Below are 25,382 nucleotides of genomic sequence, written 5' to 3' on the forward strand. Positions count from 1 at the left end.
CTGTCAGGGTCCGCCGAGGGCGATCACGGCGCGACGCAGCGTGGTCTCGTCGACCGGTGGCGGCGGACCGGCCACGCGGGCGATGTGTCCGGCCAGCGCGCGCTCGATGCGGCGGGCCGTGTCACGCCACAGCCACGTTCCGTCGGTGCGGACCATCGGCGGCCGCGCGGGGTCGGGCCAGGGTCCGTCGTAGGCCAGGTCGATGAGGACCGGGGTGCCGGCCCGCAGATAGTCGCGCTGTACCGGGGACGGGCGGACGCCGCCGGGCCGGTCGTGGGCGACGCGCAGCCGTACCGGGGCCGGCCGGGTCCACAGCAGGGCGGCGTGGTCGAGCGCCATCCGCAGGTGCAGCGGCAGCTCGTCCTCGTGCCGGTAGACGCGCACGAGGGGACCGGCGAGGCGCTGCTGGAACCAGCCGGTGACCTCGGGCAGCCGGTAGGCCGCGGTGAGCGGGTCCACGGCGGGTGCCGCGTCGGCGAGCCGCACGAGGTAGCCGCGCGAGCCCCAGGTCGGCCGCGGCGGGCGGCGCCAGGAGCGCCAGACCGCCGTCGCGTCGCGGAGCTGGCGGACGAGGTCCACCGCCTCGCGGTCGACGGGATCGAGGCCGCTGCCGTGCGGACGGGCGTCGGTGAGGTCCAGCGCGGAGCCCGGGAGGTCCGACCCGCCCGGTCCGGTGGGGTGGTACTGGAGGTCCGGCAGCGTGCCGGCCCCGTCGACGGGTACCGCGTCGGGTGCGGCTCCGGCCCGGTGCAGCGCGTCGGTGAGCAGCCCGGCGAGGTCGTCCGGCGCGGTGATGCCCTCCGACAGGACCGCGAAGGCCACCGCGGCGACGGCGTCGTCGACCAGGCCGTCGGCGAGCCACGTGCGGGCCGCGGTCACCACGTCGTCGGGAAGCAGACAGTCGGCCCACAGCAGGAGCCGGTGTGCGGACCGCACGCAGCCGTGCGGGTTCAGGGTGGCGTGCACGCTCAGCCCTCCAACCGGGCCCGCAGCGCCCGCCTGGCGTAGAACGAGCGCGACTTCACGGTCCCGACGGGGATGCCCAACCTGCCGGCGACCTGAGCCGGCGTCCGCCCGTGGAGGTACAGGCGCACCAGGACGTCGCGGTGCTCGGGCAGCAGGTCGCGCAGCGCGTCCCGGAGGGACTGCTCGGCGAGCGCCATGCCGATCGGGTCGTGCACGACGGGCACGCCGCTGAGGTCGTCCATGAAGGTCTCCGGTGGTCGCGCCCGGCGGGCCCGGAGGTGGTCGACGACCAGTCGCCGCGCGACCGTGTACAGCCACGGCAGTGCGGTGTCGGCGTCGAGGTCGGCCCGCCCGGTCGCGTGCCGCCAGGCCCGCAGGAAGGTCTCCTGGACGAGGTCCTCCGCGAGGCCCACGTCACCGAACGTCAGCTTCACCAGGTAGGTGTGCAGGCCCTGCCGGTAGCGGTCGTGGATCGTCCGTAACGGGTCCGAGGCGACCGGGTGCTCCGCCAGCACGGTCATATGCCCTCCATAGGTCGTTGTTCGACCTTGAGGCTGACGGTCAGTGACGGCCGAAACATCGCTGAGCCCAGTGATAACTGACCGGTATCTCCTGGTCAGGGCCGTCGCGGACGGTCGGCGCGGCCGTTACGGCATGTGCGACTACAGTGGAGCATCGACAGTCTTCATGGGGGGCCGCACCGATGTATCCGAACTATGGAAACCAGCAGGGCCCGTACGGTCAGGACCCGTACGGCCAGCCCGCGTACGGACAGCCGCCGACGTCCGGTCCCGCGTACGGACAGCCACCGACGTCGGGTCCGGCGTACGGGCAGCAGCCTCCGCCGTACGGCGGTCAGCCCGGTTACGGAGCGCCACCCCCGTTCGAGCAGCCCGGCTACGGACAGCAGCCCCCGCCGTACGGCCAGCAGCCGCCGCCCTACGGCTACGGACAGCAACCTCCGCCGTACGGCCAGCCCGGTCCCGGATACGGCGGCTACCCCGGCGCGCCCGCGCCGCGCCCGCGCAGCAAGCTCGGCTGGATCCTCGGTGGCGCGGGCCTGGTGCTGGTGCTGTTCGTGGTCGGCATCATCGTGGCCGTCAACCTCATCGGCGGACCGAGCGGCGACAACACGCCGGAGGGCGCGGTCGACCGGTGGCTCGCCGCGGTCAAGGACGAGGACCTCGACGGCGTGAAGGAGAACAGCTGCGCCAAGGACGTCGAGGCCTACAACCGCGACCCCTCCCGCACCGACGACTTCACCAATTCCCAGGGCAACAAGCTGGAGAGCTGGGACATCGGCACCGCGAACGTCACCGGCGACACCGGCAAGGTCTCGGTCACGATCAAGGGCGAGAAGTCCGACGGGAGCTCGGCGAGCGACACCGGCCAGATCCCCGTGCAGCGCGAGAGCGGCGACTGGAAGGTCTGCTGGAGCAGCCTCGTCACGACGGGCACGGGCAACTGACCGGCGGCCAGCTCAAGCCAAAAGCTTGAGCTGGCCTCTCAGATCAAGGCTTCACCGACGACCGATCCGCCGCGACCATGGATGCCATGGGAAACGCGCGCTACTGCATCGTCGGGGCCGGCGCCGCGGGGCTGGCCGCAGTGAAGGTCCTGCGTGACCATGGGCTCGACGTCGACTGCTTCGAACGCACCGACCGCGTGGGTGGCCACTGGCACACCGACTACGAGTCGCTGCACCTCATCACGTCGCGCGACGTGTCGGGCTTCGCCGGGTTTCCGATGCCGGCCGACTACCCGGTGTACCCGAGCCGCGACCAGATGCGCGACTACCTGGAGAGCTTCGCCAAGCACTTCGGGCTCTACGAGCACATCACGTTCGAGACGTCCGTCGAGAGCATGACGCCCCGGGAGGGCGGCTGGACGGTGCGCACCGACGACGGGCAGGTGCGCGGGTACGACGCGGTGCTGGTCGCGAACGGGCACCTCACCGACCCGTACGTCCCGGCCGTGGCGGCGCACTTCACCGGCCGGTCGCTGCACTCGCACGACTACATGAACGTCGGCGACGTCGAGGGCGATCGGGTGCTCGTGGTCGGCGTCGGCAACTCGGGCTGCGACCTCGTCGTCGACGCCGCGAACGCCCGGCTCGAAGCGCACATCTCGATCCGGCGCGGCCAGGTGTTCCAGCCGAAGGCCATCTTCGGCAGGCCCCGGGCGGAGCTCACCTGGATGGCGAAGCTGCACCCGGTGCTCCAGGAGCGGCTCACCCGGGCACTGGTGCGGATCGTCGTCGGTCCGGTGGAGGTCTACCGCGGCCTCCCGGTGCCGGCCACGCGCAACCTGAACCGGCAGAAGCCGGTGGTCAACAACCTGCTGCTGTACTGGATCCACCACGGCCGCATCACGCCGCGGCCCGGCATCGAGAGCATCACCGGGAAGACCGTGTTGTTCGCCGACGGCACCAGCACCGAGTTCGACACGATCATCTGGGCCACCGGGTTCAGGACGTCGGTGCCGTTCCTCGACCCGTCGGTGCTGCGGTACGAGAGGCACCAGCCGCTGCGGGTCGGCGGGCTCACCGTGCCGGTCGGAACGGAGCGGCTGTACTTCATCGGCATGGCGGCTCCGCGGGGTCCGCAGCTGCCGGTGTACTCGGCGCAGGCCGAGCTGGTGGTGCGGTTCCTGCGGCTGCACGAGCGGCGGCCGTCGTTCCCGCTCTCGGCGCACCTCGCGGCGACGCAGCGGCCCGACACCCGCATCGACATCGTGCGCCACGAGTGGCAGAAGCAGATGGACCGGACGCACCGGGCCGTGCGACGGCTCTCTCCTCATGAGCGGTCGGCCATGAGCGGTCGAGCGTGAGCGGTCGACGATGAGCGACCGGCCCACGGTGCAGCAGCTGGTGTACTTCCTCGCGGCGGTCGAGCACCGGTCGTTCGCGGCCGCCGCCGAGCACCTGTACATCGCCCAGCCCAGCCTGTCGGCGGCGGTCCGCCAGCTGGAGCGGACGCTCGGCGTCGTGCTGTTCACCCGCACCAACCGCAGCCTGCAGCTCACCGACGCCGGCCGGCTGCTCGTCCCGTGGGCGGAGAAGGTGGTCACCGACGTCGACGACCTGACGGCGGCGGTCCGCGACGTCCGCGAGCTCGCCGGGGGCACCGTCGCGTTCGGCACGTTCAGCAGCGCCCACCTGTACCTGCTGCCCGCGGTCACCGCGGAGTTCCACCGGCGCTACCCCGGGGTGCGGATCCGGGTGCTGGGGCTCAACTCGGCCGAGGTGGCCGACGCGGTGCGGGCGGGCGACCTGGAGGCCGGGCTGGTGCAGCTGCCGATCGACGACCGGGGGCTGTGGGTCAGCGCGCCGGTGCTCACCGACAGCGTGGTCTACGTCAGCGCCGACCCTGAGCGCACGCGTGAGCCGGTCGACGTCGGGCGGTTGGCGGCGGCGCCGCTGATCCTGTCGGAGGCGCGCTGGGCCAGAGACGACCCGCTGCGCCGCGCGCTCACCGAGCGGGCCCAGCGGGCCGGCGTCACGCTGCGGCCCACGTTCGAGGTCGAGTTCCAGACGGCGGCGGTCGAGATGGCCGCGCACGGGGTGGGCGACTCGCTGGTCTCCTACCTGGTCACCCGCTGGAAGGGGTACCCGGCCGGCCTGCACTGGGCACCGCTCGACCCGGTGTTCGACGAGCACTTCGCGCTGGTCACCCGGCAGAGCGGCGCACTGTCCCCGGCCACGCGTGCCTTCATGACGCTGGCCGAACACCACATCCGCGCGCTGCAGGACGTCGCGGACGCAGGGAGGCAACCGACATGAACACCGTCATAGTCAGCGGGTCGGCGAGCGGCATGGGTCAGGCCACCGCGCGTCACTTCGCGAAGCGGGGCTGGTCGGTCATCGGGGTCGACCGGTCGGAGTCCGACGACACGACAGTGGTCGCCGACGTCACCGACCGGGCCGGCCTCGACGCCGGCATCCGGGCGGCGCTGAACCATCAGGAGCGGGGCCATCAGGAGCGGGGCCATCAGGAGCGGGGTGGGGGCACGCTGAAGGCGGTGGTGAGCGCGGCCGGCATCTACCCGCCCACCACGCTGGCCGACTACACCGACGAGACGTACCGGCGCGTCTTCGACGTCAACGTGCTCGGCACGCTGAACCTCTGCGCCGTCACGGCTCCGCTGCTGAAGGCCGCCGGTGGCGGCGGCATCGTGACGTTCGCGTCGGTCGACGCGCTCGCCGTGTCGCCGGGTCAGCTGGTGTACAGCGCGTCGAAGGCGGCCGTGCTCTCGTTGACCCGCTCGCTCGCGATCGAGCTGGCGCCCGACGGCATCACGGTCAACGGCGTCGCTCCCGGGTGGGTCGACACCCCGGGCAACGCGGCGACCGGGCGGATGGCCGGTGTCGCGGCCACGATCCCGCTGCGCCGGGTCGCCGACCCGGCCGAGATCGCCCACTGGGTCTACCAGCTGGCGCAGGGGACGTACGTCACCGGCGAGACGCTCGTGGTCAGCGGGGGCAGCGTCATGCGGTGACCTCGTGCCCACGGCACCCGCGACACCGCCCACGGCACCTGACACACTGCGGAGGTGCTGGAGATACGGGGGCTGAGCCGCTGGTTCGGCGGGCACCGGGTTCTGTCCACAGTGGACCTCGACCTCGCGGCGGGCGCGGCGACGGCGGTGGTTGGCCCGAACGGCTCCGGCAAGACGACGCTGCTGCGGTGCGTGGCCGGGCTCGACCGGCCCGACGAGGGCGAGGTCCGGCTCGACGGGCTGGTGATCGACGAGACCGACCCGCGCGTGCGGTCGGCGGTCGCCGGGGTGCTCGACGACGTCGACTTCTTCCCCGACCTGTCCGTGGTCGAGCACCTGGAGCTCCTCGCGTACGCGCACGGGGCGCCCGACCCGGCGACGGCCGGCGAGGTCCTCGACGCGCTGGGCCTGCGGGCCGCCCGCGACCAGCTTCCGGCCACGCTGTCCAGCGGCCAGCGTCGCCGGCTGGCGCTCGCGTCGTGCTTCGTGCGTCCGCGGCGACTGCTGCTGCTCGACGAGCCCGAACAGCGGCTCGACACCGCGGGCCGGGCCTGGCTCGCCGACCGGCTGCGGGCCGAGAAGGCGGCCGGTCACGCCGTGCTGCTCGCGTCGCACGACCCGGTGCTCGTGGCCGCCGTCGCCGACGACACGCTGGCCCTCGGGGAATGACCGTCCCCACCGCACGCCCGTCCGCCCGCCAGGTCAGGCGCCGGCTGCGCCGCGCCCGGTCCACCCACCGCGACACCACGGTGGCCGCCGTCCTGACCGACGTCTACGTGGTCGCGCTGGCGGTGGCCATCTACGGCGCGCTGGCGGTGACGGCCATCCGGCGTCACCTGCGCCTGCCCGAGGCCGGCTCGCCGGCGGAGGCGGGGGTCCGGGGCTGGCTGCTGGTGGCGGTGGCGCTGGTGCTCGGCGGGTTGGCCTGGCACGGGGTCCGCGAGCTGGGTCCCCTGTACGTGACGTCGGCGGCCCGCTACTGGGCGGTGGGCACCCCGGTCGACCGGGCGTCCTGGTTGCGCCCGGCGCTGGGGTGGGCCGCGGTCGTCGGCGCGGGGTGCGGGGCGCTGGCCGGCGCGCTGGCGGTGCTGGTCGGCGACGCGGGTGCGGGGCTGGTCGTCGCGGGCGCGGGCCTCGGAACGGCAATACCGGCGGCCGCCGTCGTGGCACAGGCCGCGGGTCGGGGCGCGGCTCGGGGCGCGGGTCGGGGCGCGGCTCGGGGCGCGGCTCGGGGCGCGGCTCGGGGCGCCGGACGGGGCGCGCCCGGGCGGGCGGCCTCCGCGGTCGCCGCCGGGAGTGGGGTCGCCGTCGCGCTGGCCGTGGTGGGGCTCGACGCCCGCGGGATCGCCGTGCCGGCGCCGGGGGTGCCGGCGGCCTGGGTAGCGGTGCTCGCAACGCTCCTCGCGGTGGCGGCCCTCGTCGCCGCGGGCCGCCGGCTCGGGCGGTTCGACGCCGCGGCACTCGCCGGCGGGGCGCAGCTCGCCGACGCCGCCACGGTCTCGCTGGTGCTCCTGCAACCCGCGATGTTCAGCGACATCGTCGAGATCCGCCGCTGGCGCCGGGTCGGCAGTGTCCACAGTGGACCGCTCGGGCCACCGCCCGCGCCGCTGGCCTCTCGCGACCGGCTCCGTCGCCTGTGGACGCTCGTGCGCGCCGACCTGCGGCGCCAGCGGCGTCGCCCGGCCGGCCCGGTGGCGTGGGCCGGCCTGCTCGTGGTCCCGTACGCGATGGCCCTCGTCGCGCCGGGCGGGGTCGCGCCGGCCCGGGTCGTGGCCGGCTACCTGGCGACCGAGCGGCTGTGCGCCGGCCTGCGGACGGTGTGCCGGTCGGCGGCGCTGCGCCGGCTTCTGGGCGGATCCGACGCGGTGCTGCGGGCGGCCCACCTCGCGGTCCCCGGACTGGCGCTGGCCGTGTGGTGGCCGCTGACGCTTCCCGCCCCGTTGTCCGCCACCGGGGGCGCCGGCTGGATCGAGCCGGTGCTGGCGGTGGGGGTCCTCGCGGCGGCGTACCGGTCGGCCACCCGCCGGCCCACGCGCTACGACGGGCCGGCCGTCGACACGCCCTTCGGCATCATCCAGCCCGACCTGGTCACGCAGGTCGTGCGCGGCCCCGATCTGGTCGCAACGCTCGCGCTGGCCGCGTTCATGCTGACCGGGTCGCCGTGAGCGTGCGCCGGAGAGCTCACCACCTTCCCGGACCGACGCCGGTCCTCTATCGTTACAACACCCCCGATATCGTTACAACACTCCCGAGGCCGGGCTAAGGAGCGACACAGCGGTGACCCACGCAGTCATCAACCTCGACCTTCCCGGACCGACGATCAGCCGGCACCTCTACGGCCACTTCGCCGAGCACCTCGGCCGGTGCGTCTACGGCGGTTTCTGGGTCGGCGAGGACTCGCCGCTGCCGAACGTCGGCGGCATCAGGAGCGACGTCGTCGAGGCGCTGCGCGCGATCCGCATCCCGAACCTGCGGTGGCCCGGCGGCTGCTTCGCCGACGAGTACCACTGGCGCGACGGCGTCGGCCCGCGCGGGCAGCGTCCGCGCATGGTGAACACGCACTGGGGCAACGTCGAGGAGAACAACCACTTCGGGACCCACGAGTTCATGCACCTGTGCGAACTGCTCGGCGCCGACGCGTACGTCAACGGGAACGTCGGGTCGGGCACGGTGCGGGAGATGTCCGACTGGGTCGAGTACCTCACCCGCGCCGGCGACTCCCCCATGGTGGCGCTGCGTAAGGCGAACGGGCGCGACGAGCCGTGGCGGGTGCCGTTCTGGGGCATCGGCAACGAGGCGTGGGGCTGCGGCGGCAACCTGACGGCCGAGGCGTACACCGACCTCGCGCGCCAGTTCGGCACGTTCGTCCGCGACCACGGCGACAACAGGGTGTACCGCATCGCCGCCGGCGGGCACACCGACGAGTACGGCTGGACCGAGGCCCTCATGAAGGCCCGCGGCCCGTACCAGGCGGTGTCGCTCCACTACTACACGACGTTCCCCGGCGACGGGCGCGGCGGCGCGACCACGTTCACCACCGAGCACTACTACGACACGATGCGCCGGGCGCAACGCATCGAGGAGCTGATCCGCGGCCACGAGACGGTGATGGACCGGTACGACCCGCAGGTCGACATCGGCCTCGTCGTCGACGAGTGGGGCACCTGGTGGGACGTGGAGGACGGCACCAACCCCGGTTTCCTGTACCAGCAGAACACGATGCGCGACGCGCTCGTCGCGTCGGTGCACTTCGACGCCTTCCACCGCCACGCGCGGCGCGTGGTGATGGCCAACATCGCGCAGACCGTGAACGTGCTGCAGGCGATGCTGCTCACCGAAGCCGAGACCGGCACGCTCATCCGGACGCCGACGTACCACGTGTTCGAGATGAACGTCGGTCACCACGACGCGCGCGCTCTCGCGGTCCACTTCCGCGACGGCGTCCCGAACCGGGACGGCCTCGACCTCGTGTCCGCCTCGGCGTCCACACAGAACGACACGGCCCTGGTCTCGTTGACCAACCTCGACGCCGAGGCGCCCCGTACCGTGCTGCTCGACCTGCGCGGGCGCGAGGTCAGCGCGCATCGCGCGCGGGTGCTCACGGGGTCCCATCTCCAGGCGCACAACACCGCCGACGCGCCCGACGCCGTCGCACCGACCGAGCACCCGGCGGTGCGCGCGCATCCGCGCGGCCTGGAGGTGGATCTGCCGCCGCACTCCTACGTGACCGTCCACCTCGACCTGGGGGCCCGGTAGGGTTCCCGGATGCCAGAGGATCTGCTGCCCGGCACGCGCCGCGCGCTGCTGCACCGCTTGGCCACCGCGCAGGCCGAGGGCCGCGCGCCGACGATGGCGGCGGGCGTGGTGCGGGCCGGGGAACCGCGGTGGTCCGCGGGGCGCGGCGACACCGACGACCGGCTCGCCTACCGGATCGGCTCGATCACGAAGACCTTCACCGCGGTGCTCGTGCTGCGCCTGCGCGACGAGGGCCGGCTGGAGCTGCGTGACCCGGTGGGCCGGCACCTGCCGGAGGTCGCGCCGCCCGACGTGACGGTGGCGCAGCTCCTCGCGCACACCGCCGGGCTCGTCGCGGAGCCGCCGGGGGCATGGTGGGAACGGACGCCGGGCACGCTGCGGCCCGACCTGCCGTCGCTGCTCGGTGACGGTCCCGTCGTGCACGACGCCGGGCGGCGGTTCCACTACTCCAATCCGGGCTACGGTCTGCTCGGCGGGCTCGTGGAACGGTTGCGCGGCGTGCCGTGGGACGAGGCGCTGCGCGGTGAGATCCTCGAGCCGCTCGGCATGGCCGACACCGGCTCGGCGCCGCCGGCCCGCCACGCGGACGGGTGGGCCGTGCACCCCTTCGCCGACGTGCTGCTGCCCGAACCGGCCGAGGACTACGGTCCGATGGCGCCGGCCGGCCAGCTCTGGTCGACCGTCGCCGACCTGTGCCGCTGGGCCACATTCCTGCTCGACGGCGACGAGCGGATCCTCGCCCGCGCCACCCTCGACGAGATGCGCCGCCCCGCCGCGCCACCCGAGGCCACCGACCCGAACGGCGGCTACGGCCTGGGGATCCAGCTCCTGCGTCACGGCGGCCGCGACCTCACCGGCCACGGCGGTTCCGTGCCCGGCTTCCTCGCGTCGCTGTGGGTCTGCCCGGCCGACGACGTCGGCGCGGTGGTGCTGTGCAACACCACCACCGGGGTCGCGATCAGCACGCTCGCCGCCGAACTGGTCGGCATCGTCGCCGAGCGCGAGCCGCGGATCCCGGCGGTGTGGCGGGCGGCGTCCGACCCTGATCTGGTCGAGCTCGCCGGACCCTGGTACTGGGGCCCGTCGCCCGTGGCGCTGCGGGTCCGCGCGGGGCGCGAGCTCGAACTGACCGCGCTCAGTGGACGCGCGCGGGCGACCCGCCTACGCCCCGAGCCCGACGGCACGTGGACCGCCCTCGACGGCTACTACGCCGGCGAGCGCCTACGGGTGGTCCGCGACGCGTCGGGCGACGTGACGCACCTCGACCTCGGCACGTTCGTCTTCACCCGCGCGCCGTACGACCCCGCCGCCCCGATCCCCGGCGGCGTCGACCCGCAGGGTTGGCGCTAGGAGTTGAGCGCGTCGGGCAGCGGTCGTGAGTGGACGACGTCGAGTCGGGAGACGGCCCGGGTCAACGCCACGTAGAGGCGGTTCGCGCCGCGCGGCTGCGCCTCCAGGATCTCGGCCGGCTCCACCACCACGACGTGGTCGAACTCCAGGCCCTTGGCCAGCGCGGCCGGCACGGCGGTCACCCTGGTCGCGGCGGTCGCGCTCACGCGGTCGCCGATCGCGGCCATGACGGCGTCGAGGCGTGGCGCGGTCGCGACGACCGCTATCGATCCGTCGTGGTCCAGAGCAGAGGTGACGCACGTGAGCGTGGCCCTCGCGAGGTCGGTGGCCCGGCGCACACGCAGGGTGCCGTCGGACCGTACAGAGTGGACGGTCGGCACCTCGACCCCCAGTGCCGGCAGGAGGCGGTTGGCGAACGCGAGCACCGCGGCCGGCACCCGGAAGCCGGTGGTGAGCCCGACCACGGGTGCCGCCGGCTTGCCGAGGTGCGCGAGCTGCGCCGGCCAGTCGGTCGCCGCCCACGGGGTGGTGCCCTGCGCGAGGTCGCCGAGCACGGTGATCGACCCGTGGCGGCTGCGGCGGGCGAGCGCGCGGCACTGCATGGGTGACAGGTCCTGCGCCTCGTCGACGACGAGGTGTCCGACCTCGTCGGGATGGTCGAGCAGGCCGGCGACCTCGTCGTGCAGCACGAGGTCGGCGGCCGACCAGCGGGCCGACCGCACGCTGCGGGGCGGCTTCGCCCACCGGATCGCCTGCCGTTGCGCGGCGGTGAGCGCGTCGTCGGTGGGATCGGACAGCACGGCGTGCAGCACCTCCTCCGGCTTCACCTTGGGCCAGGCCGCGTCCAGGGCCTCGGTGACCGTGCGGCGGCGGCCGAGCCACTGCAGCACCGACGCGTTCGGCGACTCGCCGCGCGCCTCCAGCTGCCGCTGCAGCAGGGCCACGATCCGCGCCCGGAGGCGTTCGCGGCCGGTCAGGTACGGCAGGTCGGCCGCGAGCACGGTGCGCACCTCCCGCGCGACGGCGCCGCTGGACACGCGCAGCACGTACGAACCGTCGTAGACCACGACCGGGGCGGCGGGCCCGCCGACGCGGGCGTACAGCGCGCGGCGCAGCACCCCGGCCATCCGCTCGTCGTGCTTGACGGCGGCCGCCTCCGCACTGTCGACAGTGGACGGTTCGCGCGCGGTGAGCACCTCGTCGAGGGTGTGCTGGCGCACGTCGATCTCGCCGAGGGCCGGCAGCACCGCGGCGATGTGGCCCAGGAACGTGGGGTTGGGACCGACGACGAGCACGCCGGTGCGCCGCAGCTGCCCGCGGTGCGCGTACAGCAGGTACGCGGCGCGGTGCAGTCCCACGGCGGTCTTGCCGGTACCGGGCCCACCCTGCACGCACAGCGAGTCGGCGACGTCGGCGCGGACGAGCTCGTCCTGCTCCGGCTGGATCGTCGCGATGATGTCGCGCATCGGGCCTACGCGGGGGCGCTCGATCTCCCGCTTGAGAAGCGCGCTGCCGATGCCGGTCTCCTCGCCACGGTCGAGGTGCTCGTCCTCGAACCCGGTCAGCCGCACCGGCGGCCGCGGCGACCACCCGAACCGGCGCCGGACCGACACGCCCATCCGGTCGCGCGCGCTGGCCCGGTAGAACCTGGCCGAGACCGGCGCCCGCCAGTCGATGACGAGCGTCTCCCCCGCCTCGTCGGTGATCCGGCGCCGGCCGATGTGGTAGCTCTGTCCACTGTGGTCACCGGCGCCGGAGCCCGCGCCGGTGCCGAACCGCAGCTGCCCGAAGTAGAGCGGGCTGTCGGGCTCCTCGGCCAGCTCCTTGGCGTAGCTCTTGAGCATCCGGCCGAGCACCTCGGCGGTGTACCGGTCACCGGCGACGCGGTCGCCGGTCGCGACGCGCATGCGGGCGTGGTCGAGCATCCAGGCGAGGGCGCGCCGGGTGCGGTCGAGGTAGGCCTGCTCCTGCTCCTGCTCCATCACGGCGAAAGTGTAACCCGGTATCAAAATTAACCTGGTATTATTTTGACGTGACCGGCCTCCGCGAGCGCAAACGTCGACGCACCCACGACACGGTCTCCGCGATCGCGATCGCGATGTTCCTCGAGCACGGCTACGACCGGGTGTCCGTCGCCGACATCGCGGCCGCGGCCGACATCTCGAAGCCGACGCTGTTCCGGTACTTCCGGTCGAAGGAGGACCTCGTCCTGCACCGGGTCGCCGACCACGCGGGCGAGGCCGGGCGGGTGGTGCGCGCGAGGCCACCGGGTGCGTCGCCACTGGGGGCGCTGCGCGCGCACGTCCTCGACGGGCTGTCGCGGCGCGACCCGGTCACCGGGCTGAACGACCACCCCGCGGTGCTCTCGTTCCACGACCTGGTGTTCTCGACGCCGAGCCTGTCGGCGCGGGTCAACGCCCAGGTGGCAAGCGACACGGCGGAGCTCGCGGCGGCGCTGGCCGAGACGGCGGCGCTGGCCGAGACGGCGGCGCCGACCGGGACGGCGGCCGCCGACGACCTGACCGCGCGGCTGGCCGCCGCCCAGATCGTCGCGGTGCAGCACGTGCTCGCGCGGGAGAACTGGCGCCGCCTCAGTGCCGGCGCCACGGCCGACGACCTGTACCCGGAGGCGGTCGCCGCCGCCGAGCGGGCCTTCTCCCTCCTGGAGTCCGGGTTGGGCGGGTCCTGAACGCTGGTATCGTCGCCCGCGCCGCAAGGGGACGGGGGACGGACGATGCAGGCGACTGAGGCTCCACGTGCGGTGGCCGCGGCTCTGAGGACCGCGTCGTCGCTCGGGCTGCCGGCCGACGACGCGGTCGTGCTGCACGACTCGAACAAACTCACGTTGCGGCTGCTGCCGTGCGACACCGTGGCCCGCGTGGCGCCGGAGGACCAGCACGTCGCCGGGTTCGAGCTCGACCTGGCCCAGCGGCTCGCCGCGGCCGGCAGCCCGGTGGCCGGACCCGATCCGCGGGTGGACCCGCGCGTGTACGAGGCCGACGGCTACGCGGTCACCCTGTGGACCTGGCACGAGCCGGCACCGGCCGGCGCGATCCCGCCGGCCGACGTCGCCGGGGCGCTGGAGCGGCTGCACGCCGGGATGCGGACGGTCGACGTCCCGGCGCCGCACTTCACCGACCGCGTCGCCGCGGCGCAGCGGCTCGCGGCGAACCGCGACCTGACGCCGGACCTCGGCGACGCCGACCGCGAGCTGCTCGCCGACACGTTGCGCGGCCGCGTCCGCTCGATCCGCGAGCGCGGGCCCGCCGAGCAGCTGCTGCACGGTGAGCCGCACCCGGGCAACCTGCTCACCACGCGCGACGGCCTGCTGTTCGTCGACTTCGAGACGTGCTGCCGCGGTCCGGTCGAGTTCGACCTCGCCCATGCGCCCGACGAGGTCGCCGACCACTACCCGGGCCTCGACCCCGGCCTGCTCCACGACTGCCGCCTGCTCATGCTGGCGATGATCACCATGTGGCGGTGGGACCGCAACGACCAGCTCCCCGACGGGCGCCGGCTGGCCGCCGAGTGGCTCGCCCAGATCCGGGATGCCCAGATCCGGGATGCCCAGATCCGGGATGCCCAGATCCGGGACGTTACGTGACCGTCACCGTCACCGTGGCGGTGGTGGGCCTGTCGGTGCGCTCGACCTGACCGGTCACCTCGAACGTGCCCGGAGCCGCGTACCGCGTTGCCGGAGCTGGCCGAGCTCGGCTGGGAGGCGCCGGCATCGAACGGCGCGTCGGCCTGCGCTCGATCACCGGGATGCGGCTGTTCGCGGCCACTGATCTGGAGCCGCTCACCGGCCTGCCCCGGCTGGAGGTCCTGGAGCTGGACCGGGCCCCGGAGGGCACCGACTGGACGCCCCTGCTGGCGCGGCGGTCCCCGAGCCGACCGGCGACGCCGACGGCTGCTACGACGCCGCCACCGGCTCAGCTCGATGTACGGCGAGCAGGGCCGGAACAAGGAGGCGCTGGCCGCGTCGCGGCAGGCGCTGGACCAGGCGCGCCGGTCGTCGCGCCCGGACCGGCTCGGATCCGCACACGACCAGCCGCGGCTGCACGGGGCGCTGCTCCAGCGGATGGCCACCACCTGCGGCGCGCTCGGCCACTACCACGACGCGTACACCACCGACGCGGAGGCGCTCGGCATCGTCCGGACCCTGGCCGCGTCGGACCGGCACGAACGGGCGGGCCCCGCGGCCCTGCTCGCCAACACCGGCGTCGCCCTGAAGTCGCTGGGCCGGTCCGAGGGAGCGCTGGCCCACACGGCCGGGGCTGTGGAGGTCCACCGGCACCGCGACGCCGCCGCGACGCCGCCGCGCCGCCCGCGACGTGCTCGGCCGGCCGGGCTGATCCTCACATGACTCCCAGGTCAGCGTTGACATGGAATGAGATTTCACGTTCTCTGTGCCGGGTGAAGCTGATGACGGTCTACGCACATCCGGCCGACACCATCACCAACTGTGGCGGCACCCTCGCCCGGCACGCCGATGCCGGTGACGAGATCGTCGCGCTGATCCTCACGCACGGCGGGCGCATCCACGCCAACCGGTACGCCGAGGAGTGGCGCAAGGACAACCCCGACGAGGCGATCGCCGCGGCCGGGCTCGACGACATCGTCGAGTTCAAGAAGGCCGAACTGCGGCGCGCCGCCGACATCGTCGGGATCAGCAGGGTCGTCACGCTCGACCACGACGACAGCAGCGCCGCGCTCCAGGACTCCCTGGTCGACGAGGTGGCCGCGCAGATCGCCGCGGAGCGTCCCGACGTGATCATCTGCGACTACCCGCAGAACCCCGTGGTGGCGGGCAACACGCACACGGTGGCGACCACCACGGCGCTGGCCGCGCTCGGGCGGGCCGGCACCTACCTGCGCAACCTCGACGGGCAGTCGGAGTACCACGTGAAGCAGGTGTTCCTGACCTCGCTGCCGGTCTACCCGGTCGACGGGCTGAGCCTGTTCGGCGTGCGCAACGACGTCTTCGTCGACATCACGCCGGTCGTCGGCCGGAAGATCGCGGCGATGGACTGCTTCGACAGCCAGGGCTACTCCGGGCTGTTCGCGCGCAAGCTCATCGAGTCGGCCAACGGCGAGGCCGGCCGGGCGGCCGGGGTCAACTTCGCCGAGGGCTACTACCGGCTCTACAACGAGACCCACGGCACGCTCCCGGTGACACCGGCCGCGATGGAGGTCGACCCGCTCACCCGTCACGTGTCCTACAGCCGGATCGACCTCCGCCGCGAGTACCCGGTCTAAGCGGGATCCTTTGCCAGGGCGGCCTTGATGTGTGCCGACCACGCGTCGGCGACGACCTCGACGCGGCCGGCCTCGAGGCCGTCGAGCGCGATCCGCACGATCTCCGCCGGGTCGGACTTCTCGCCCTCGTAGCCGGCCATCATGTCGGTGTCGGCGGCGCCGAGATGCAGTCCCGTGACGAGCGTTCCCTGCGCGGCGAGCTCGATCCGCACGCCGTTGGTGAGGCTCCACTCGGCGGCCTTCGCGGCGGCGTAGGCGTTGGCGCCGTCGTAGGAGAACCACGACATCGCCGACAGCACGTTGAGGATGGCGCCGCCACCGTTGCGGGCCAGCACGGGCGCGAACGCGCGCACCATCGCGAGGGTCCCGTAGAAATGGGTGTCGAGCTCGCGCCGGATCTGCGCGAGGTCGCCGGTGACGAGGTTGGTGCCGGTGGAGATGCCGGCGTTGTTGACGAGCAGCGTGACGTCGTCCGCCTCGACCGCGGCGGCCGCCACCTGCGCCGGGTCGGTGATGTCGAGGGTGAGGCCGTCGACGGTGCCGCCGCGCCGGGCGGTCGCGTAGACCTTCTTGGCGCCGCGTTCGCGCAGCTGCTGGACGAAGTGGCGGCCGAGGCCGCGGTTGGCGCCCGTGACCAGCGCCACGGATCCCGAGATCTGCATGCGGCTACGCTAAAACCTCACGTCGGCGTGAGGGGCAAGGCGAGTGGCCGGGGTCACCGGCAGTGGGGGGAGCGGAATGCGGATCGGCGAGCTTTCCGCGAAGACGGGCGTCTCGGTGCGCGCCCTGCGCTACTACGAGGAGCAGGACCTGCTCGTCCCGGAGCGCAGCGCCAGCGGCCAGCGCCACTACCCCGGGCCGGCCGTCGACCGCGTCGGACTCATCCAGATGCTGTACGCGGCCGGCCTGTCGAGCCGCACGATCCTCGACCTGCTCCCGTGCGTCGACGCGAAGGAGAACACGCCGCACTCGCGGGCACTGCTGCGGTCGGAGCGCGACCGCATCGACGCACAGATCGACCGGCTGGTCGAGGCCCGCAACCGCCTCGACGCGGTCATCGCGGCCAGCGAAGGCGCGTCGAGCGGCTGCACGCCGGTCGATGCACACTGACGCGTGGTCGGCCCGGTGGAACAGCGACCGGCTGGTCACCGGCGTGCTCGCCTGGGTGGCGGATCCCCGGCGCGACCCCGACCGGCTGCACGCGCTGCTGCGCGGCGCCGACCCGCGAGCACTCGTCTGGCTGGAGACCGTGTACCGCCGCCGACACGGCACCGTCCACGCGGTGTCCGGACCGCCGGAGCCCGCTGTCGCCGCGCTCATGACCATCGACCGGAACGGATACCTGCGCGAGGCCGGGGTGCGCCACCTCGCCGGGTCGACCGAGCCGTACGCCCTGCCGTTCCTGCTGCTGCGCCTGAACGACCCGGTCGAGGCCGTCCGCAACCGGGCGATCGCCGCGGTCGATGCCCGGGTCGCCACCGCCGATCCGGTGCCGCTGGTGCGGCTCGTCCCGGTGTTGCGCGGGTTGGGGACCCGGCTGCGCGCCGCCCCGGTGGTGCGGCGCATCGACGAGATGCTGCTGGGCACGGGACGCGCGCAGTTGTGGACCGGTGCGCGCGGCGACGATCCCGCGGTGCGCGACGGATGCCTGCGGATGCTCGCCACCGTCGAGCCCGCGGAGGCGGTCGAGGAGGCCATGCGCACCCCGGGACCGGCGCGCGTCCCCGACCCGGCGTCGCGGATGTGGGCGCTCGCCGTCACCACGCACGCCGACCCCGACCTGCAGCGGCGGCTCCTGCCGCTGTTCGAGCGCGACCCCAGCCCGCGCGTGCGGTGGCGGGCGCTGCGCGCCCGTGCCCGGCTGCCCCACAGCGAACCGCACCTGCGCCGTGCGCGGCTCGACCCCGACGCGCGGGTGCGTTACCTCGCCCGGGTGTCGCTGCGCGCGCTCGGGGAGACCGGTTCGGCGGACGTCTACCGGTCCACGCTCGACGATCCCGCGTCGGGTCGCGACGACCTCGTCGGCGCCCTGGCCGGCCTGGCCGACATGGGCGGGAGCGCCGACGCGGCGCGGGTCACGCCGTACCTGGACCACCGGACGGCGCGGGTGCGCGGCGAGGCGTGGCGCGCACTGGCCGCGCTCGACCCGGACGCGTTCGCGGCGCGGGCGGGCCAGCTGCGGGCGGACCCCAGCGGCAAGGTGCGCCGCCTAGGGTGATCCCATGGAGGCACTGACGGCCGCGGCCGGAACGCTCGGGAAACCGCTGACGATCGCGACGCGGCTGCGGGGCAGCGACCGCAGCACGGTCGTCCGGGCCACTGTGGACGGTGGGCCCGACACCGTCATCGTCAAGGCGCACCGGCCGGAGTACGCCGCCGACGGGCGGCGGGAGGCGGCCGCGCTGGCCGCCCTGCGCGGCCGCGGGCTGCCGGTGCCGGAGCTACTGGCCACTGTGGACGATCCGGCGCTCGTGGTGCTCGCCGACGCCGGCGACGGCCCGAACCTCGCCGACGCGCTGCTCGGCGACGACGCCGCCACGGCCACCGCACGCCTGCACGCGTGGGCCGACGCGCTGGCCGCCCTCCACGCCGCGGCGGTGTCCACTGTGGATGGTCCGCCCGCCGAGCTGGCGGACCACATGCCGGACCTGCTGGCCGACGCCGCCGACCGCCTCGTCACGCACCTGCCGGCGCTGGGCGTCACCCCGGCGGAGCCGGCCCTGGCCGACCTGCGTGCCGCCGCCGGACGGTTCACCACCCGGGTCGACGCGCTCACGCCGTCGGACGCGTGTCCCGACAACAACGTCATGACCCGCGACGGCATGGTCCTGATCGACTTCGAGGAGGCGTGCGTCCGCCACGTCGCGTGGGACGCGGCGTACCTGCTGCTGCCCTGGCCGTCGTGCTGGTGCTCCTGGGGACTGCCCGACGGGGTCGCCCGGACCGCTCTGGGCCGGTGGCGGGAGACGCTGGCCCGCCACATCCCGGCGGTGGCCGGCACCGACTTCGACCGCGACCTCGACGTCGCGGTGGTCGCCTGGGCGGTCATGTCCAGCGCGTGGTTCCTCCGCGGAGCCCTCGACGAGGAGCACGAGCCGCCCGCCGGCACCCCTCCGCGTGGTCCGACCCGTCGCGCCGTCATCCGGCACCGCCTGCGCCTGGTGACGGCCCGCCGCGAGGTCTCACCCGCCCTGGCCGCCCTGGCCGACGAGATGCTGGCCGCCACCGCCGACCGCTGGGGCGACCACCACCTCGCCGTCGCGCCCGCCTATCGCGGGACCCGCTGACCCGCGGCCCGCGCCCACCCGGCGGCACGCGGCGCACACCCGGGCCGCGCACGGGAAAGGCCGTCCACACCAGCCCGGCCGGGGTGACCACCACGCGCACCGTGACCCGTTCGACGGTGCCCTGAACCAGCCAGAAGTCGTTGTCCTGCAAGGCAAGCACGGTCTGCGGGCACCGCGCGACCCGCTCGACGGCGTCGATGACCAGGTCGTCGCTCCACCACGGTGGGAACTCGCTCTTGCCGGGCACGCCGGTCCCGGAGAGGTGCCCGCCTCCGCGGCCGTCACCGTCTCCGTCGAGGATGTGGATCCGCCGCGCCGGGATGACCGTGATGGTCGCCGGGTCGGGGGCGAGGGGATGGCAGAGCGGGAAGGCGATGATCGCGTCCCATGCCGAGCGGGGCCACACGTGGCCGCCCTCCAGTCACCCCCCGCTCAGGGCGTCCGGCTGACCGGACGGCGCTCGCACGCACCCTACCAGCGGCCCCCCGAGGTCAGCTGCCTCCGCGTGGGTCGCTCACCGCGTCGGTGGTTCCGGCGGGGCCGGGACCCGGTAGGCCGAACCTCGCCAGCGCGACCGTCAGCTCCCGCACCCCTGGATGCGTCGCATGCCGGCCGACGTCGCGGCGCAGGTTGCGGATGCGCTCGACCACGCGGGCCGAGTTCACCTGACCGGCGTGGCCGAGGAGCGCCTGCCCGACCTCGACGGCCTGCTCGGGCTCGTCGGCGATGAAGAGCGCGCTGCACAGGCCGATCTCGTTGAGAACGGTGCTGCGCAGCTTCTGCGGACCGAGGTCGGCGATCGCGTCGGTGGTCCAGCGCACCGCTCCCCTGGCGTGCGTGGCGTCGTGGCGGGCCATGTCGCGGTGGACGCGTCCGTACTGGGCCAGCAGCTCGCCCCGGTCGTAGAAGGCCATCCACGCCGGCTCGTCGGCCGGGTCGATGCGTTCGAACGCGTCGGTGGCGCTCGCCAGTCTCCGCGCGGCCGCGTCGTGGTCGCCGAGGTCGGCCAGCGAGGACGCCTCGAGCCCGTCGAGCATCGCCGTGATCGCCGGCGTGCTGTGGGCGCCGAGGTGGTCGCGGGCCAGGCGCAGCGCGTCGACGGCGTCGCGGTTGTGCCGCAGGTACTGGAACTGCCGCGCCTGGCAGTACCGCACCCGCGCCACGAGCCGCAGGTCGCCGCCGGCCGCCGCGGTGCGCTCGGCCGCCAGCAGGTGCCGTTGCGCGTCGGCGTGCCGGCCCGCGTCGAACGCGGTCCAGCCGGCCAGTTGCCGGACCTCGGCCACCGCCGTGAGGAGCGGTTCGCGCACGGCGGCGACGTCGCCGTGGTTCAGCAGCGTGGTGACCACGTGAGCGAAGCGGTTCACGTCGCGGCGGATCGCACCTCCTCCGACCTCGTAGTCGAGCGACCTGTACAACGCGGTGACCGCCCTGATCCGCGCCACGTCGGCCGCACCGACGCGACGGGCCGCTGACGCCGGTCCCGTCGCCTTGGCCAGACCGGACGCGGCCGCGACGGCCGCGATGCCCATGAGCAGCGCGCCACGCCGCTCGATGCCCCTCTTCGGGCCGGACGTGCCGCCCTCGCCGCCGAGCCGGTGGAGACCGCGCTCCATGGCGACGATCTCGTCGTAGCGGCGGACCAGCTGGCCCTCGGCCCGCAGCAGTTCGTCACATCGCACCCAGAACCCCCTGGACACCCGTTGATGACCGCTCTCGGCGTTGGCCACCGTGCTGCGGCCGTACATCGTCATCGGTGCGAACGCGTGCTGCGTGAGGCCGGACGACCTGCGCAGGCACGCCAACTGACGCCCGAGCGACCGCCACGCGTCGTGGACCACATCAGAAACCACCGGTCCTCCTCGACCGACCGATCCCCTCGTCTATACGTTTATAGACGAGTGAGGACGTTTTGGGTAGCCGCGCCCTCTCGGAGGGGCCCCTATAACCTCGTGGGATGAACGACCTCGTCGTCTACGGCGCCACCGGGTTCGTCGGTGCGCTGGTCGCGCGTCACCTGGCCGCCCACGCTCCCGCCGGTACCCGCATCGCGTTGGCCGGCCGCTCGGCCGCGAAGCTGGAGAAGACCCGGGCCGACCTCGGGGTCGACTGGCCGGTCGTCGTCGCCGACGCGGCGGACGCCGACGCGATGGCCGCGATGGCCGCGGACGCGCGGGTGGTGGTCACGACGGTCGGGCCGTACGCGAAGTACGGCCGCGCGCTGGCGCACGCCTGCGCCGCGGCCGGCACCGACTACGTCGACCTGACCGGCGAGGTGCTGTTCGTCCGCGACAGCATCGACGCGAACCACGGGCTCGCGGCCGGCACCGGTGCCCGGATCGTCCACTCGTGCGGTTTCGACTCGGTGCCGTCGGACCTCGGGGTGCACGTGCTGCACTCGCTGGTCCAGGAAAATGGTGACGGCGAGCTGACCGACACCACCCTCGTGGTCACCAGCATCAAGGCCGGGGTGAGCGGCGGCACCATCGACTCGATGCGCCACCAGCTCGACGCGATGACGAAGGACAGGCGGCTGCGCCGCATCGCCGCCGGTCCCTACTCCTTGAGCCCCGACCGGGCCGCCGAGCCCGACCTCGGCCGCCAGAGCGACAGCGACACCATCCCCGCGAACGAGGTCGTGCCGGGCCTGAAGGGGCGCCTGGCCCCGTTCGTCATGGCGTCGTACAACACGCGGATCGTGCGTCGCAGCAACGCCCTGCGCGGCTGGGCGTACGGCCGCCGCTTCCGCTACCGCGAGGCGATGCGCGCCGACTGGCCGGGCCAGGCCCTCGCGACCAAGGTGGGCCTGGGCGCGCTGGTCGTCGGGATGGCGCTGCCACCGACCAGGTTCGTGCTCGACCGGCTCCTCCCGAAGCCCGGTTCGGGACCGAGCGAGCGGGTCCAGCGCGAGGGCCACTTCACCGTGGACCTCTTCACGACCACGACCACCGGCGCCCGCTACACCGCCCGGATGCGGGCGAAGGGCGATCCGGGCTACGCGGCCACCGCGGTCATGCTGGGCGAGTCGGCGCTCGCCCTTCTCCTGGACCGGGACGCGCTGCCCCGGGTCGCCGGCGGCGTCCTGACACCGGCGACCGCCATCGGCGACGCTCTGGTGGAGCGGCTGCGAGCCGCGGGGTTCGAGATCACGGCCCGCCGGATCTGACCCGTCTTCGCCTTACGGCCTGGCCTTTGCCCTTCTTTACGGCCGGTTGCCTTCGTTACGGCTGGCGGCCGAGGTAGCGCAGCAGCGCGGCGACCTCGTCCTCGCCCTCGGCGGCCGGAAGCGCCGCCGCGTACGCGCCGTACGCCCGCAACGGCTCGACGATCGCCCGCGCCACCGTCAGCAACGGACCGGCCATCTCCGGCGTGAGCGGCGACGCCTGCCCGGTGGCGGTGGCGATGTCCCAGGCGTGCACCCCCGCGTCGAGGGCGCACGCGCCCGCGGCCAGCCAGGCCGGCATCGCCCCCTGGGGCAGCGGCGTGGGCACCTGCTCCGCGTCGACCGCGATGGTCTCGTATGCGGCCGCCGAGGCGGCCAGGGCGGCGGCGAGGTAGGCGGAGTGCTCCCCGTCGATGCGTCCCGACGGCGAGAACGGGTCCTCGGTGGGCCACGGCCCACCGGTGATCGCGGCGGCGTAGCCCACCTGGTCGCCGGCCGCGTGCTGAAGCACCTGGGTGACGGTCCACTTCTCGCAGGGCGTGGGCAGGTCCCACCCGTCCACCCCGACGCCGGCGACGGCCGTCCGCAGCGCGGTGTGCGAGTCCGCCAGCAGGTTCTTCCCGTCGACGTTCTTCGAGTCCATGGGAGGCTCTCCCTCAAAGTGGAACGGAATGCTTCGTTCCGCTTTACAGTAGCAGAGCGGAACGATCCGTTCCAGTGCTAATCTTCGGACATGACGAACGCGCGGTCCCGCCACCGAGGAACCCCGGAAGCGGCTCCCCCACGGCGGCGCAGCCGCACCGCTCCGGACGAGCGTGTCGCACCGACCGAGAGCCCGACCCCGGCCGACCGCGCCGCCACGGCCGGCCGCGCCGCCACGGCCGACCGCGCCGCAGCCGGATCCCGCCGCGCCGTCGCCGACGACCGCGTGGCCCCGGACGGCATTCCCCCACCGGCGCACGGCGCCCCAGGGTCGACCGACCGGCCCGGGCCGGCGCCGCTCGCCGGACGGCGTGCCCAGGCCGCGCGCAACGACGCCGTCATCCTCGCCGCGGCCCGCGACGTCTTCCTCGACGACCCGAAGGCGCCCGTCGCCGCTGTCGCCGAGCGGGCGGGCGTCGGGATGAGCGCGCTCTACCGCCGCTACCCCGGCAAGGAGGACCTGCTCCGCCAGCTCTGCCACGACGGTCTCCGCCGGTTCAACGCCGAAGCCGAGTCGGCCGCGGCGGAACCCGACGGATGGGCGGCGCTCACCACGTTCCTCCGCGCGGTCGTCGACGCCGACGTGCACTCGCTCACCGTCCACCTCGCGGGGACGTTCACCTCGACACCGGAGATGCGGGCCGACGCCCAGCGGTCGGGCGTGCTGGTCGCCGAGCTGGTGCGCCGGGCGCACGAGAGCGGCACCCTGCGCCCCGACGTCGTGGCCGAGGACGTCGGGCTGCTCCTGGAGGGCTGCGCCTCCATCCGGGTCCCCGACCCGGAGCGCACGAAACAGCTACGCCGCCGCCACCTGCGACTGCTCCTCGACGGCCTGTCAGCCGGACAAGCAGGGCGGGCCGGGCGCGAAGACACCCTGCCCGGCCCACCACCGGCCGCCGACGAGCTCAACTGGCGCTGGCGCCGCCCGCCGGCGTCCTGACACGCCGTTGCTCAGCAGGCCCAGCGCACCGGCACCGTCCTCGTCTCCGTCGCCGTCCCGGTCGACTCCTCTCCGACGATCACCTTCCCGTCCGGCGTACCCGCGGTCGCCGAGCTGTGGTCGCGCTGCGCGTTCAGGGCGGGCAGCGGCTCCGGCGCCCCGCCCGGTCGCCACACCACCGCCGACCGGTACGGGCGCTGCGGCTTCACCTCGGTGGTCGTTCCGGCCATCGCACCGTCGACGGTGACCACCGCGGGTTCGACCCCCGGCACCTCCTCGACCCGCCCGTCGCCGGCCAGGTTCCAGCGCACCGACCACTTGCGGGTCATCAGTCCCGCGCCCGCCTTCCCGCTCGGGTCGGGGTCGAGGGTCCCGTCGAGCTTGACGGTGGCGACGCCGTAGGCCCACGTGCCGGCCAGGCCCAGCACGGTGCCGCCCGTGGCCGTGGTGAGGTTCGGCAGCTGCCGGCCGGCGCCGTCGGGCGTCCACAGGAACGGATGTCCGTCGGTGCCCGCGCCCGCGGCCGTGCCGTCGGCGGCGACGTCGTAAGCGCCGGCGAGATGCGAGGTGACCAGCGTGCGCACGCTACCGGGCTGCCCCGCCGGCCAGACGACCGCGGTGTTCCGGTCGTTCTCCCCGTACGCGACGCCGACGATGTCGCCGCGCTCGTTGATCCCCTCGGCGCTCATCTCCTGGCCGTTCAGCGCGGGCAGCGTCGTCACGGTCCCGTTTCTGTAGACCCACGCGACCTGGCGGTGGTCGCGCGACACCGTGCCCACGACGGTGCCGGCCGAGTTCACGCCGGACGGCGCCGCGGCGAACCCGGGCACCCCGAGATCGCGCAGCCGCTCGCCGTCCCACAGCAGCGCCGAGCCGTTCGCGCCGGTCTCCTCCGAACCGGGGACGTAGCCGGCCACGTAGCGTCCGCCGGGGTCGATGGCCGTCGTCGAGGCGCTCACACCGTTGGGGACCGGCAGCGCGCGCACCGAACACGCCACCGCGGCCGGGCCTCCCGTGCTCGCGGCGCTTCCCGTGCTCGCGGCGACCTGGGGAGCCGGCGCGTCCGTCCTCGCGCCCACCCGGTCGAGCGCGACGAGCGTGCCCGCCACCACGGCCAATCCGGTCACCGCGGCGACCACGCCGACCACGGTGCGCCGCACCCGCACCCGTCGCCGGCCGGTCGCCACCGCGCGGTCGACATCGACGTCGAGCGGCGGCACGGCGCGGTCGCGCAGCTCGGCCAGCAGCGTGGTGGCGTACCGGGTATCAGGATCCATCGTCGTCGCTCCCTCGGGACGTTCCGGCGGCGACCGGCTCGTCGAGCAGCCGCCGTAGGGTCGTGAGCCCGCGCGAGGTCTGGCTCTTCACGGTGCCCGGCGTGGTGTCGAGCAGCGCGGCGACCTCGTCGACCGGCAGGTCGTAGAGGAAGCGCAGCACCAGCACCGCCCGTTGCCGGGGTGGCACC

25 protein-coding genes and 1 pseudogene are annotated in these 25,382 nt (G+C 74.2%); 17 read left to right on the forward strand and 9 right to left on the reverse strand.

All coding sequences use genetic code 11. From position 1 onward, the window contains the following. Positions 1 to 3: 3 nt before the first annotated feature. Positions 4 to 966 carry a hypothetical protein gene (locus Voc01_RS30230; protein WP_203931001.1) on the reverse strand — a complete coding sequence of 321 codons (963 nt, stop codon included), beginning with the start codon at positions 964 to 966 and terminating at the stop codon, positions 4 to 6. A 2-nt stretch (positions 967 to 968) separates the two neighbouring features. Continuing rightward, positions 969 to 1,487 carry a sigma-70 family RNA polymerase sigma factor gene (locus Voc01_RS30235; RefSeq protein ID WP_203931002.1) on the reverse strand — a complete coding sequence of 173 codons (519 nt, stop codon included), beginning with the start codon at positions 1,485 to 1,487 and terminating at the stop codon, positions 969 to 971. Positions 1,488 to 1,669: 182 nt separating this feature from the next. On the opposite strand from Voc01_RS30235, the gene Voc01_RS30240 reads away from it, so the two are divergent. The 8 genes from Voc01_RS30240 to Voc01_RS30275 all read left to right on the forward strand — a co-directional run bounded on the left by Voc01_RS30240 (position 1,670) and on the right by Voc01_RS30275 (position 10,569). Next, complete coding sequence (locus tag Voc01_RS30240) at positions 1,670 to 2,434, forward strand: Rv0361 family membrane protein (RefSeq protein WP_203931003.1); 765 nt, start codon at positions 1,670 to 1,672, stop codon at positions 2,432 to 2,434. Between the two features lie 86 nt (positions 2,435 to 2,520). Further along, on the forward strand, positions 2,521 to 3,795 hold the full coding sequence (locus Voc01_RS30245; RefSeq protein ID WP_203931004.1) for a flavin-containing monooxygenase: 1,275 nt from the start codon (positions 2,521 to 2,523) through the stop codon (positions 3,793 to 3,795). Between the two features lie 10 nt (positions 3,796 to 3,805). Next, the gene (locus tag Voc01_RS30250; RefSeq protein WP_203931005.1) at positions 3,806 to 4,747 is read left to right on the forward strand and encodes a LysR family transcriptional regulator; all 942 of its coding nucleotides are present in this window, start codon (positions 3,806 to 3,808) and stop codon (positions 4,745 to 4,747) included. After that, positions 4,744 to 5,463: an SDR family NAD(P)-dependent oxidoreductase gene (locus Voc01_RS30255; RefSeq protein ID WP_203931006.1), complete on the forward strand. Its 720-nt coding sequence runs from the start codon at positions 4,744 to 4,746 to the stop codon at positions 5,461 to 5,463. Before Voc01_RS30250 ends, Voc01_RS30255 begins: the two co-directional genes overlap by 4 nt. 54 nt (positions 5,464 to 5,517) lie before the next feature. Next, a complete protein-coding gene (gene ccmA / locus Voc01_RS30260; RefSeq protein ID WP_203931007.1) occupies positions 5,518 to 6,132 on the forward strand; it encodes a heme ABC exporter ATP-binding protein CcmA in 615 nt (204 codons plus the stop codon). Then, on the forward strand, positions 6,129 to 7,628 hold the full coding sequence (locus Voc01_RS30265) for a DUF6297 family protein (RefSeq protein ID WP_203931008.1): 1,500 nt from the start codon (positions 6,129 to 6,131) through the stop codon (positions 7,626 to 7,628). Before ccmA ends, Voc01_RS30265 begins: the two co-directional genes overlap by 4 nt. Positions 7,629 to 7,740: 112 nt before the next feature. Further along, complete coding sequence (locus tag Voc01_RS30270) at positions 7,741 to 9,219, forward strand: alpha-N-arabinofuranosidase (RefSeq protein WP_203931009.1); 1,479 nt, start codon at positions 7,741 to 7,743, stop codon at positions 9,217 to 9,219. Between the two features lie 9 nt (positions 9,220 to 9,228). Beyond that, entirely contained in the window at positions 9,229 to 10,569 is a 1,341-nt protein-coding gene (locus Voc01_RS30275; protein WP_203931010.1) for a serine hydrolase domain-containing protein, read from the forward strand. Here Voc01_RS30275 and Voc01_RS30280 read toward each other — a convergent pair. After that, positions 10,566 to 12,551, reverse strand: a complete 1,986-nt coding sequence (locus tag Voc01_RS30280; RefSeq protein ID WP_203931028.1) for a HelD family protein — start codon at positions 12,549 to 12,551, stop codon at positions 10,566 to 10,568. The two genes, Voc01_RS30275 and Voc01_RS30280, sit on opposite strands and share 4 nt — an antisense overlap. 50 nt (positions 12,552 to 12,601) lie before the next feature. On the opposite strand from Voc01_RS30280, the gene Voc01_RS30285 reads away from it, so the two are divergent. The 4 genes from Voc01_RS30285 to Voc01_RS30300 all read left to right on the forward strand — a co-directional run bounded on the left by Voc01_RS30285 (position 12,602) and on the right by Voc01_RS30300 (position 15,828). After that, on the forward strand, positions 12,602 to 13,258 hold the full coding sequence (locus tag Voc01_RS30285) for a TetR/AcrR family transcriptional regulator (RefSeq protein WP_239160583.1): 657 nt from the start codon (positions 12,602 to 12,604) through the stop codon (positions 13,256 to 13,258). Between the two features lie 45 nt (positions 13,259 to 13,303). Continuing rightward, the gene (locus Voc01_RS30290) at positions 13,304 to 14,173 is read left to right on the forward strand and encodes a phosphotransferase (RefSeq protein ID WP_203931011.1); all 870 of its coding nucleotides are present in this window, start codon (positions 13,304 to 13,306) and stop codon (positions 14,171 to 14,173) included. A 336-nt stretch (positions 14,174 to 14,509) separates the two neighbouring features. Next, positions 14,510 to 14,935 (forward strand): hypothetical protein, encoded by a 426-nt coding sequence (locus tag Voc01_RS30295; RefSeq protein ID WP_203931012.1) that lies wholly within the window; start codon positions 14,510 to 14,512, stop codon positions 14,933 to 14,935. A 59-nt stretch (positions 14,936 to 14,994) separates the two neighbouring features. Continuing rightward, a complete protein-coding gene (locus Voc01_RS30300) occupies positions 14,995 to 15,828 on the forward strand; it encodes a PIG-L deacetylase family protein (RefSeq protein ID WP_203931013.1) in 834 nt (277 codons plus the stop codon). Here Voc01_RS30300 and Voc01_RS30305 read toward each other — a convergent pair. After that, positions 15,825 to 16,490: an SDR family oxidoreductase gene (locus tag Voc01_RS30305; protein ID WP_203931014.1), complete on the reverse strand. Its 666-nt coding sequence runs from the start codon at positions 16,488 to 16,490 to the stop codon at positions 15,825 to 15,827. The two genes, Voc01_RS30300 and Voc01_RS30305, sit on opposite strands and share 4 nt — an antisense overlap. Before the next feature lie 76 nt (positions 16,491 to 16,566). Here Voc01_RS30305 and Voc01_RS30310 point away from each other — a divergent pair, with 76 nt between their 5' ends. The 3 genes from Voc01_RS30310 to Voc01_RS30320 are packed head-to-tail and all read left to right on the forward strand — an operon-like array spanning position 16,567 to position 19,115. Beyond that, positions 16,567 to 16,938, forward strand: a complete 372-nt coding sequence (locus Voc01_RS30310; protein WP_203931015.1) for a MerR family transcriptional regulator — start codon at positions 16,567 to 16,569, stop codon at positions 16,936 to 16,938. After that, positions 16,928 to 18,046: a hypothetical protein gene (locus tag Voc01_RS30315; protein ID WP_203931016.1), complete on the forward strand. Its 1,119-nt coding sequence runs from the start codon at positions 16,928 to 16,930 to the stop codon at positions 18,044 to 18,046. The genes Voc01_RS30310 and Voc01_RS30315 overlap by 11 nt, the downstream gene beginning before the upstream one ends. 4 nt (positions 18,047 to 18,050) lie before the next feature. After that, positions 18,051 to 19,115, forward strand: coding sequence for a phosphotransferase (locus Voc01_RS30320; protein ID WP_203931017.1), 1,065 nt, complete (start codon positions 18,051 to 18,053; stop codon positions 19,113 to 19,115). A 61-nt stretch (positions 19,116 to 19,176) separates the two neighbouring features. Here Voc01_RS30320 and Voc01_RS54725 read toward each other — a convergent pair. Together Voc01_RS54725 and Voc01_RS30325 are read right to left on the reverse strand one after the other, a co-directional pair. Continuing rightward, positions 19,177 to 19,521, reverse strand: a pseudogene (locus Voc01_RS54725) (hypothetical protein); the annotation flags it as partial. An 85-nt stretch (positions 19,522 to 19,606) separates the two neighbouring features. Next, a complete protein-coding gene (locus tag Voc01_RS30325) occupies positions 19,607 to 20,965 on the reverse strand; it encodes a helix-turn-helix domain-containing protein (protein ID WP_203931018.1) in 1,359 nt (452 codons plus the stop codon). Positions 20,966 to 21,069: 104 nt separating this feature from the next. On the opposite strand from Voc01_RS30325, the gene Voc01_RS30330 reads away from it, so the two are divergent. Next, positions 21,070 to 22,278 (forward strand): saccharopine dehydrogenase family protein, encoded by a 1,209-nt coding sequence (locus Voc01_RS30330; protein WP_203931019.1) that lies wholly within the window; start codon positions 21,070 to 21,072, stop codon positions 22,276 to 22,278. A gap of 55 nt (positions 22,279 to 22,333) precedes the next feature. Here Voc01_RS30330 and Voc01_RS30335 read toward each other — a convergent pair whose 3' ends face one another. After that, positions 22,334 to 22,918: a TIGR03086 family metal-binding protein gene (locus tag Voc01_RS30335; protein WP_203931020.1), complete on the reverse strand. Its 585-nt coding sequence runs from the start codon at positions 22,916 to 22,918 to the stop codon at positions 22,334 to 22,336. A 90-nt stretch (positions 22,919 to 23,008) separates the two neighbouring features. Here Voc01_RS30335 and Voc01_RS30340 point away from each other — a divergent pair, with 90 nt between their 5' ends. Then, complete coding sequence (locus Voc01_RS30340) at positions 23,009 to 23,917, forward strand: TetR/AcrR family transcriptional regulator (RefSeq protein WP_203931021.1); 909 nt, start codon at positions 23,009 to 23,011, stop codon at positions 23,915 to 23,917. A gap of 11 nt (positions 23,918 to 23,928) precedes the next feature. Here Voc01_RS30340 and Voc01_RS30345 read toward each other — a convergent pair whose 3' ends face one another. Continuing rightward, entirely contained in the window at positions 23,929 to 25,194 is a 1,266-nt protein-coding gene (locus Voc01_RS30345) for a hypothetical protein (protein WP_203931022.1), read from the reverse strand. After that, positions 25,184 to 25,382 (reverse strand): RNA polymerase sigma factor (locus tag Voc01_RS30350; protein ID WP_275423765.1); only part of this gene is annotated, 199 nt, incomplete at its 5' end. The genes Voc01_RS30350 and Voc01_RS30345, both read right to left, overlap by 11 nt.

This window comes from Virgisporangium ochraceum (assembly GCF_016863655.1).
GTDB classification, from domain to species: domain Bacteria; phylum Actinomycetota; class Actinomycetes; order Mycobacteriales; family Micromonosporaceae; genus Virgisporangium; species Virgisporangium ochraceum.

Coding starts and splice junctions, on each gene's coding strand:
- Voc01_RS30335 (WP_203931020.1), bottom strand. CDS start 22,918: ATGGACTCGAAGAACGTCGACGGGAAGAACCTGCTGGCGGACTCGCAC.
- Voc01_RS30255 (WP_203931006.1), top strand. CDS start 4,744: ATGAACACCGTCATAGTCAGCGGGTCGGCGAGCGGCATGGGTCAGGCC.
- Voc01_RS30235 (WP_203931002.1), bottom strand. CDS start 1,487: ATGACCGTGCTGGCGGAGCACCCGGTCGCCTCGGACCCGTTACGGACG.
- Voc01_RS30275 (WP_203931010.1), top strand. CDS start 9,229: ATGCCAGAGGATCTGCTGCCCGGCACGCGCCGCGCGCTGCTGCACCGC.
- Voc01_RS30320 (WP_203931017.1), top strand. CDS start 18,051: ATGGAGGCACTGACGGCCGCGGCCGGAACGCTCGGGAAACCGCTGACG.
- Voc01_RS30295 (WP_203931012.1), top strand. CDS start 14,510: ATGTACGGCGAGCAGGGCCGGAACAAGGAGGCGCTGGCCGCGTCGCGG.
- Voc01_RS30245 (WP_203931004.1), top strand. CDS start 2,521: ATGGGAAACGCGCGCTACTGCATCGTCGGGGCCGGCGCCGCGGGGCTG.
- Voc01_RS30340 (WP_203931021.1), top strand. CDS start 23,009: ATGACGAACGCGCGGTCCCGCCACCGAGGAACCCCGGAAGCGGCTCCC.
- Voc01_RS30280 (WP_203931028.1), bottom strand. CDS start 12,551: ATGGAGCAGGAGCAGGAGCAGGCCTACCTCGACCGCACCCGGCGCGCC.
- Voc01_RS30330 (WP_203931019.1), top strand. CDS start 21,070: ATGAACGACCTCGTCGTCTACGGCGCCACCGGGTTCGTCGGTGCGCTG.
- Voc01_RS30300 (WP_203931013.1), top strand. CDS start 14,995: ATGACGGTCTACGCACATCCGGCCGACACCATCACCAACTGTGGCGGC.
- Voc01_RS30310 (WP_203931015.1), top strand. CDS start 16,567: ATGCGGATCGGCGAGCTTTCCGCGAAGACGGGCGTCTCGGTGCGCGCC.
- Voc01_RS30290 (WP_203931011.1), top strand. CDS start 13,304: ATGCAGGCGACTGAGGCTCCACGTGCGGTGGCCGCGGCTCTGAGGACC.
- Voc01_RS30315 (WP_203931016.1), top strand. CDS start 16,928: ATGCACACTGACGCGTGGTCGGCCCGGTGGAACAGCGACCGGCTGGTC.
- Voc01_RS30305 (WP_203931014.1), bottom strand. CDS start 16,490: ATGCAGATCTCGGGATCCGTGGCGCTGGTCACGGGCGCCAACCGCGGC.
- Voc01_RS30240 (WP_203931003.1), top strand. CDS start 1,670: ATGTATCCGAACTATGGAAACCAGCAGGGCCCGTACGGTCAGGACCCG.
- Voc01_RS30250 (WP_203931005.1), top strand. CDS start 3,806: ATGAGCGACCGGCCCACGGTGCAGCAGCTGGTGTACTTCCTCGCGGCG.
- Voc01_RS30265 (WP_203931008.1), top strand. CDS start 6,129: ATGACCGTCCCCACCGCACGCCCGTCCGCCCGCCAGGTCAGGCGCCGG.
- Voc01_RS30345 (WP_203931022.1), bottom strand. CDS start 25,194: ATGGATCCTGATACCCGGTACGCCACCACGCTGCTGGCCGAGCTGCGC.